Annotated in this window: 8 protein-coding genes and 1 pseudogene; 6 read left to right on the plus strand and 3 right to left on the minus strand. The window is 66.2% G+C overall.

Annotated elements, in window-relative coordinates:
- On the minus strand, positions 1–1,078 hold a 1,078-nt coding region (locus GJ632_RS17295), incomplete at its 3' end, for a methionine adenosyltransferase (protein WP_191453604.1).
- Positions 1,079–1,171: 93 nt separating this feature from the next.
- Entirely contained in the window at positions 1,172–1,747 is a 576-nt protein-coding gene (gene cyaB / locus GJ632_RS17300) for a class IV adenylate cyclase (RefSeq protein WP_191453605.1), read from the minus strand.
- Positions 1,748–1,907: 160 nt separating this feature from the next.
- On the opposite strand from cyaB, the gene GJ632_RS17305 reads away from it, so the two are divergent.
- The 6 genes and pseudogenes from GJ632_RS17305 (at position 1,908) to GJ632_RS17330 (ending at position 6,740) form a co-directional block, all read left to right on the plus strand.
- Positions 1,908–2,423, plus strand: coding sequence for a DUF6789 family protein (locus tag GJ632_RS17305; RefSeq protein WP_191453606.1), 516 nt, complete (start codon positions 1,908–1,910; stop codon positions 2,421–2,423).
- A 132-nt stretch (positions 2,424–2,555) separates the two neighbouring features.
- Entirely contained in the window at positions 2,556–3,290 is a 735-nt protein-coding gene (gene coxB / locus GJ632_RS17310; protein WP_191453607.1) for a cytochrome c oxidase subunit II, read from the plus strand.
- A 212-nt stretch (positions 3,291–3,502) separates the two neighbouring features.
- Positions 3,503–6,010: pseudogene (locus GJ632_RS17315) on the plus strand (cbb3-type cytochrome c oxidase subunit I).
- 11 nt (positions 6,011–6,021) lie between these two features.
- Complete coding sequence (locus GJ632_RS17320; protein WP_089810672.1) at positions 6,022–6,279, plus strand: cytochrome C oxidase subunit IV family protein; 258 nt, start codon at positions 6,022–6,024, stop codon at positions 6,277–6,279.
- A gap of 2 nt (positions 6,280–6,281) precedes the next feature.
- Positions 6,282–6,503: a hypothetical protein gene (locus tag GJ632_RS17325; RefSeq protein WP_191453608.1), complete on the plus strand. Its 222-nt coding sequence runs from the start codon at positions 6,282–6,284 to the stop codon at positions 6,501–6,503.
- Between the two features lie 36 nt (positions 6,504–6,539).
- Positions 6,540–6,740: a hypothetical protein gene (locus tag GJ632_RS17330; protein WP_191453609.1), complete on the plus strand. Its 201-nt coding sequence runs from the start codon at positions 6,540–6,542 to the stop codon at positions 6,738–6,740.
- Positions 6,741–6,748: 8 nt separating this feature from the next.
- Here GJ632_RS17330 and GJ632_RS17335 read toward each other — a convergent pair whose 3' ends face one another.
- Positions 6,749–7,039: a hypothetical protein gene (locus GJ632_RS17335; RefSeq protein WP_089810665.1), complete on the minus strand. Its 291-nt coding sequence runs from the start codon at positions 7,037–7,039 to the stop codon at positions 6,749–6,751.
- Positions 7,040–7,194: the final 155 nt, after the last annotated feature.

The raw sequence follows: 7,194 nt of genomic DNA on the forward strand, positions 1-7,194 counted from the left end.
CTTTCGCGTCGGCGACGTGCGGTTCGTCGATGGGGCGACCGATCTGCGAGAGCAGACGCACCTGCAGGTCGCGGATGCCGTCCACGTCGGCGACGACGGCCTCGGCGATGTCCGTCGAGAGGAGGTTGTATATCTTCCCGATGTGATTGACGGGGTTCTTCCCGGACGTCGCCTCCATGCTCATCGGGCGGTTGGGCGTGATGAGGCCGTTCGCGCGGTTGCCGCGCCCGACGGACCCGTCGTCGCCCATCTCTGCGCTCGTGCCCGTGACGGTGAGGTAGATGGACCCTTCGTCGTAGTCGTCGGCGGTGTTCACGTCCACGTTCACCGCGCGGTCGGTGTGTTTGGTGGCGACGTCGGAGACGTAGCCCCGGACGTGTTCGACGGCGTCTTTGTACTCCGCCAGCGTGTCGATGTGGCTGTCGACCATCGCGGCGGCGACGGTGATGTCTATCTGGTCGTCCTCGCGCTTGCCCATCACCTTCACGTCCGGCCCGAGGTAGGGGTGTCGCTCGGCGTACGGCCCGTTCAGTTGCCGTTCGACGTCGAGGACGATGCTCTCGGTCTCCGTCAGGGGGGCGTGGCCGACGCCGAACGACGTGTCGTTCGACATCGGAATCTGGGCCGTCTCCTCGCCGAAGACGTCCTGCAGGTCGCCGGACCCCTCGCCGAGTTTCACGTCCACGATGACGTCCGTCCCGAACTCCAGTTCGGGGATGTTCTCCCGGAGGTAGTCGCGGGCGGCCTTCAGGGCGACGGCGTCGACGGGGAGTTTCTTCCCGTCGTACTTCTTGGTCGCGCGCCCGACGAGGAGGATGTAGATGGGTTCGATGACCTCGCCGCCGCCGTAGGCGGGCGAGGACTCGCCGGCGACGAGTTGGGTCTCGTCGGTGTTGTAGTGGAGGACTTTACCGACCCGGTCGAGGTAGAGGTTCGAGAGGGCGCGGGAGACGCTCTCTGCGATGCCGTCGGCGATAGAGTCGGGGTGGCCGATGCCCTTTCGCTCGACGATTTCGACGCTCTGGTCTTCGACGGCCAGTCGCTCGACCGCCTCGATTTTGATGTTCCGCTCGGTCATTGACTGCCCCTCGGACCCACTCGGTGCTATAACTTGCGGAAAACATCGGCCACCGAAGTATTACTGTGGGGCATTCCCCCGCCGCGATGCGGCTCACTCGTCGAGGAGAAGGCCGAGGTAGGAGGTTCGAATCTGGTCGTCCGGGTCGAGGCCGAGGTCACGGAGGACGGCGAACGCGCCGTCGCGCGCGGCGTCTATCTCGTCTTCGGACTGCGCCGCTGTCTCGACTTCCACGAACTCGCCGAGGTCCGTCACCGCATCCAGCGTGACGGTGTAGCCGTCGAGGCGGTAGAAGTCGCGCTCTTTCTCCACCGTCGCGACGGGTTCGAAGCCGAGTCCCGAGAGAACGCCGTCGGCGCTCTCGTCGTCGCCGACGACCGTCTCGTGTTCGGTGCGCGTCTTCGAGTCGGCGTCGACGCGCGGTCCCTTGTAGGTGAGTTTCGTCGTCGTCTCCGACCCGTCGCCCTCGTCGGGGTCAGTCGTCCCGCCGGAGTACCGCGTCTCGCGGCGGACGCGAAGCGCCTCGTCCGTCTCCGCGAAGTCGCGGTGCGGCGCGCCGTAGTACGTGTCACGCTGCGTGACGCTCGATTCGTGGGCCGCGCCCGCGTCGGCGAGTCGTTCGCGGACCGCCTCGTGGTCGGCGGGGAGTTTGACCTCGACTTCGTACATGTACGCAGGCTTTCCGCGCCCGACCAAAAGGTGTGCGCTCTGCCGTCGGCGGCGGCCGTTCGACCCGCCCCGCGCCTCCTGTCGAGCCGGTCCCGATTCTCATCATCTTACAAATGTAATCATTTATCATCTGCTACACTCTATCGTGACAAGTGATACCATGAGTGGAGAACTCACGGAACGAGAGTCAGTCGGCGTCGAGGAGACGCTGGAGTCGTTCGAGATACCGATAACGAGGAACGTCGTCATCGTCGCGATGCTCGGCGGCTTCGCCGGGACGGTACTGATGCTGCCGGTACTGGTCGGCGTCCCGGGGCTGTTGGGGCTGTTCCAGACCGAACCGATAACCCAGTTCGCCGGGTTCGCGGGCTTCTTCGGCCTCGAACCGACGCTGGCGCTCGGCGTCCTCCTGTTCGGGTTGGGGGGCACCATCGTCCTGCCGTTGACGTTCCTCGTCCTCGGCGCGTTCCTCCCGCCGGCGGAACCGCGGTACCTCCGCGGCGCGACGTTCGCGACGTTCTTCTGGACGGGGTTCGTCCCAGCCTTCTGGCCCGACGCGGCAGCCGTCACCGTCGTCGTCTTCCTCCTCTTCTCGCTCCTCGCACACTGGGTGTACGGACTGACGCTCGGTGTGGTCCTCCACCGAACGACCGGCATCCCGCAGCATCAGGTCTGACCGCGCGCTCGGTTCTCCTCGTTCCGTCTTCGCTCTCGGCCGCCCCTCGATAGCGGCCGGTCCGGCGTCGTCCGGGCCGGTCGCCACGCAATAGATAAATACGATTAATAATAATTATCGACAAGAGTTCACATGTACCACGGTACCGCGGGTGACGCCGTCCCGGTCCTCTTGCAGTCGGGGTTGGTTCCCCGGGGGACACGCGCGTACGTGTTCAGGAGCATCTACGAGGTGTTCCTGCTCCTCGGGGCGGTCGTCGCCGTCGCCGTCATCGGCTACATGCTGTACAACGCGTACAAGTACCGCGCCGGAAACGGATACGACGCGGACGTGGACCGCCCCGTCCTCGGCGAACTCCCGACGGGCGGCGGCGGGGGGAAGAAACTGTTCACCTCCTTCCTCCTGAGTACCATCGTCGTCATCTCGCTCGTCTCGTGGACGTACGGCACCCTCCTGTTCGTCGAGGAGGGGCCGCAGGCCGACGACACGATGGAGGTCGAAGTCGAGGGCTACCAGTTCGGCTGGCGGTTCACCTACCCGAACGGCCACACCACTGACGGCGTCCTGCGGGTGCCGGAGAACCGGTCCGTCCGACTCGTCGTCACCTCCGACGACGTGTTCCACAACTTCGGTATCCCCGAGTTGCGCGTGAAGACGGACGCCATCCCCGGTCAGGAGACGGAGACGTGGTTCCGCGCGAACGAGACGGGCACCTACACCGCGCAGTGTTACGAACTCTGCGGGGCCGGCCACTCGTTCATGACGGCGGACGTCGTCGTGATGGAACCCGAGGAGTACGAATCGTGGTACGCGAGTACCGAACGGAACGCCAGCGCTGAGAACGACACCACGGAGGCCGGAGCATGAGCCACGACGACCGGACCGACGACACCGACGACCGACGGACCGACACGAAGTACCACCCCGACGGCGACGACGCGACCGAACCGGCGTCCGACGCGGACCGCCGCGGCGACGGCGGCCACCGGTCGGACGGGGGGACGGCCGTCGGGAGCGAACTGACCGTCCCCGCGACGACGGACGACTACCCGGCCGAGGAGGAGTCGGGGTTCCCCGGCATGGGGACGATTCGCCGGTGGTTCGTCACGACCAACCACAAGGACGTCGGCATCCTCTACATCGTCACGTCGCTGTTCTTCCTCGTCCTCGGCGGCGTCCTCGCGTGGTTGCTCCGCGTCCAACTGTGGGCGCCGCGGACGCCGACGACGACGGTGCTCGAACCGCTGGCGTACAATCAGGCCGTCTCCGCGCACGGGCTCATCATGGTGTTCTGGTTCCTCTCGCCGTTCGCGTTCGGCTTCGCCAACTACGTCGTCCCCCTCCAGATTGGAGCGAAGGACCTCGCGTTCCCCCGTCTGAACGCGCTGTCGTACTGGCTCTACCTGTTCTCGGGCATCCTGTTCGGCGTCTCCTTCTTCCAGGGCGGTACGTTCGCCGGCGGGTGGACGATGTACGCGCCGTTGAACGTCCCCACGTTCACGCCGGACGTGGGGGCGAGCACGGCGGTGTTGGCGCTCGTCCTGTTCGTCGCCAGCGTCACCGTCTCGTCGGTGAACTTCCTCACCTCGATGCACACGATGCGGGCGGAGGGGTTGACGCTCAGGCGGTTGCCCCTGTTCACGTGGTCCATCCTGCTCACCGTCTGGATGATGCTGTTCGCGTTCGCCGCCCTACTGGCGGCGCTCATCATCCTCTCGTCGGACCGACTGCTCGGGACCGCCTACTTCGCGCTGGAGTCGCCTGCCGGGTCGATGCTGTGGGCGCACCTGTTCTGGTTCTTCGGCCACCCCGAGGTGTACATCGTCTTCTTCCCCGCCCTCGGCGTGATGGCGGAGGTGTTCCAGACGTTCACCGGTCGGCGCATCGTCGGGCGCAAGTGGTTCATCGCGGCGATGGTGCTCGTCGCCCTGCAGAGCTTCGTCGTCTGGATGCACCACATGTTCCTGACGACCATCAACCTCCAGATAAAGACGCTGTTCATGATAACCACCATCGGCATCTCGCTGCCGTTCGACCTGATGGTGTTCGCGCTCATCTACACGATGCTGAAGGGGAAGATACGCTTCACCACGCCGTTCCTGTTCGTGTTCGGCGCGCTGTTGCTGTTCATCATCGGGGGAATCACGGGCGTCTTCCTCGGGGCCATCGTCTTGGACTACGAGTTCCGCGGTACCTACTGGGTGGTCGCACACTTCCACTACGTGATGGTCGGCGGGGTGACGGCGCTGGTCGGCGGCCTCTACTACTGGTTCCCGAAGATAACGGGCCGGATGTACGACGAGTTCCTCGGGAAACTCCACTTCGGAATCTACTTCGTCGGCTTCAACCTGCTCTACTTCCCGCTGTTCGTCGCGTGGGAGACGCCTCGCCGCGTGTTCGACTACTCCGCCGGCCTCCAGATATGGCACCAACTCGCCACCGTCGGCGCGTTCGTCCTCGGCCTCTCGTTCGTCGTGATGTTCTACAACCTGACGAAGAGCGCGTTCTCCGGCGAACCCGTCGGCGACTGTCCCTGGGAGTTCGCGACGACGGCGGAGTGGGCCGTCCCCTCGCCGCCGCCGTTGGAGAACTTCCCCGGACTGCCGACGTATCGCGACGGGTCGCTCCGCTTCCGCGGCGAGTCGTCGGCGGCGACGGACGGCGGTGAGGCCGAAGCGGCGACGGACGGTGGAGAGACTGCGACGGACGGCGGTGAGACGACCACCGACGAGTCCCGAGCCTCGTCGGACGTCGGTCCGACGGCGGCGCGCGACGGCGACGGCGACGCCGCCGGACGCCCACCACGACGAAGAACACGCGAGTCACGCCAGCATCTGGCCGTTCGTCGTCGGCCTCGGCGTCTTCTTCCTGTTCATCGGGCTCTCGGGCCTCCGCGACGCCGCCTTCCCGGAGGGTGCGATGGGGAGCGTCTACCTCGGGGCCACCGTCCTCGGCGGCACCGTCACCCTCGGGTCGCTCGTCTTCATGGCGCTGGAACCGTTCCACGGCCCCGAACTCGTCGAGGGCGAGGCGTGGCCGTTCGGGGGACTGGAGTACGGCAAGGTGGGGATGTGGATATTCCTCGCCAGCGACGTGGTGCTGTTCGGCGGGTTCGTCGGCGCGTACGTCTTCACGCGCGTCGCGTTCGGGTGGACGGCGTGGGAGCCGATTCCCTCGAATCCCGTGCCCGGACTGGTGAACACCTACCTGCTCCTGACGAGCAGTTTCACCGTCGTGTTGGCCCTCGTCGCCGCGGAGAAGCGGAGTCGGTGGGGGGTGGTCGCCAGCCTCGTCACGACGTTCGTCCTCGGCGTGGGCTTCCTCGTCAACAAGGGCATCGAGTGGAACCACCTGTTCCACGAGGGACTGGGCCTCTCGACGAACATCCGCGCGTCGACGTTCTTCCTCACGACGGGCCTGCACGCCGCGCACGTCGTCGTGGGGCTAATCGTGACGCTGTACCTCGTCGCGCGCGCTGGCGGGGGGCGTACCTCGACGACGCCAGTTCGGTGGAGTACTTCGGGCTCTACTGGCACTTCGTGGACATCGTCTGGCTGTTCCTGTTCCCCCTGTTCTACATCCTGTGAGGTGACAATACATGAACACGAAACTGTACACGGCAATCTACGTGGTGTTGTTCGTCTCGGCGACGATTCAGGTGCTGGTCGAGTTCGCCGGGTTCGCGTACTGGACGGCGTTCGGTCTCATCATGGTGCTGTCGGCGATGAAGGCGGTGCTCGTCGCCGCCTACTTCCAGCACCTGCGGTGGGAACCACGCTCTCTCACGTATCTCGTCGGTATCGGCCTCGCCGCGGCGTTGGCGCTCACGTTCGCGGCGTCGTACTCCATCCTGTGACCATGACCGCGAACGCCCGGACGCGACGGAGCCGATTCGACCGGACGGCCCTCGGATACGCCCTCCTGTTCTCGGTGCCGATGGCCGTCGGTATCACCGTGATGATGCTGAAGGTGGTGGGCGGACCGCTCTCGACGCCTCTCGTCTTCGGCCCCGGACTCGCCGTCGCCGTGGCCGTCTTCGTCCTCGTCGCCGTCGCCGCCACGGGCGGGGAGCCGGAGTAGCGCTTTTGTAGTTACGGGGTAACACACCACACAGACATGGACGGAGAGTCACTCACGGTCGGCACGTCGATGGCCCTCACCTGCGCCGGACTCGTGGTCCTCCTCTACGGCGAGTACGCCGGGTTCACGGAGACGGCCGTTCCGGTGGGCGGCGTCGTCGCCCTCGCCGGCGTCGGTATCCTCACCGCGCACGTCGCGCGCCTGCCGGACCCCGAGGACGGCGAGACTGGTCACTGAGGCGGGCATCAGCCGGCGATGCTGAAGCCGACGATGCCGAGGATGACGAACGCGGCGTAGACGCTTCCGAGCGCCGCGACCACCTTCAGGTGGTAGAGGAACAGGTCGTCCTCCTCCTCCTCGCGCGCGGCCTCGTAGGCGGCCCGGTCCGCGGGCGTCCACTCGTCGGCGTGCGCCTCGCCGACGTGGAGGACGCGGAGCCGGTCGGTTCGGAACGGTCGCTCGCAGTACGGACAGGTCGAGACGGGCGTCTCGTCCGGTTCGAGGGCGGTTTCGGGCTGTATCTGTGTCTGGTTCATGGTTCTCGTTCAGGTCAGCGACTGCGCGACGGGTTGGGCGACGACCCAGAGGCTGGTCACGGTGTAGGCGACGGTGACGGCGACGAACGGGTACTGGCTCCGGGAGCGGTTGGAGTCGGCCGGGGAACGACGTCGGAACGACCGCGCGTGCGCCA

The organism is Halogeometricum sp. CBA1124, from assembly GCF_009741955.1.
Lineage (GTDB): Archaea > Halobacteriota > Halobacteria > Halobacteriales > Haloferacaceae > Halogeometricum > Halogeometricum rufum.

Bases quoted from the DNA above. Each gene is read 5' to 3' on its own strand.
- cyaB (WP_191453605.1), bottom strand. From the start codon at position 1,747: ATGTACGAAGTCGAGGTCAAACTCCCCGCCGACCACGAGGCGGTCCGC.
- GJ632_RS17305 (WP_191453606.1), top strand. From the start codon at position 1,908: ATGAGTGGAGAACTCACGGAACGAGAGTCAGTCGGCGTCGAGGAGACG.
- coxB (WP_191453607.1), top strand. From the start codon at position 2,556: ATGTACCACGGTACCGCGGGTGACGCCGTCCCGGTCCTCTTGCAGTCG.
- GJ632_RS17320 (WP_089810672.1), top strand. From the start codon at position 6,022: ATGAACACGAAACTGTACACGGCAATCTACGTGGTGTTGTTCGTCTCG.
- GJ632_RS17325 (WP_191453608.1), top strand. From the start codon at position 6,282: ATGACCGCGAACGCCCGGACGCGACGGAGCCGATTCGACCGGACGGCC.
- GJ632_RS17330 (WP_191453609.1), top strand. From the start codon at position 6,540: ATGGACGGAGAGTCACTCACGGTCGGCACGTCGATGGCCCTCACCTGC.
- GJ632_RS17335 (WP_089810665.1), bottom strand. From the start codon at position 7,039: ATGAACCAGACACAGATACAGCCCGAAACCGCCCTCGAACCGGACGAG.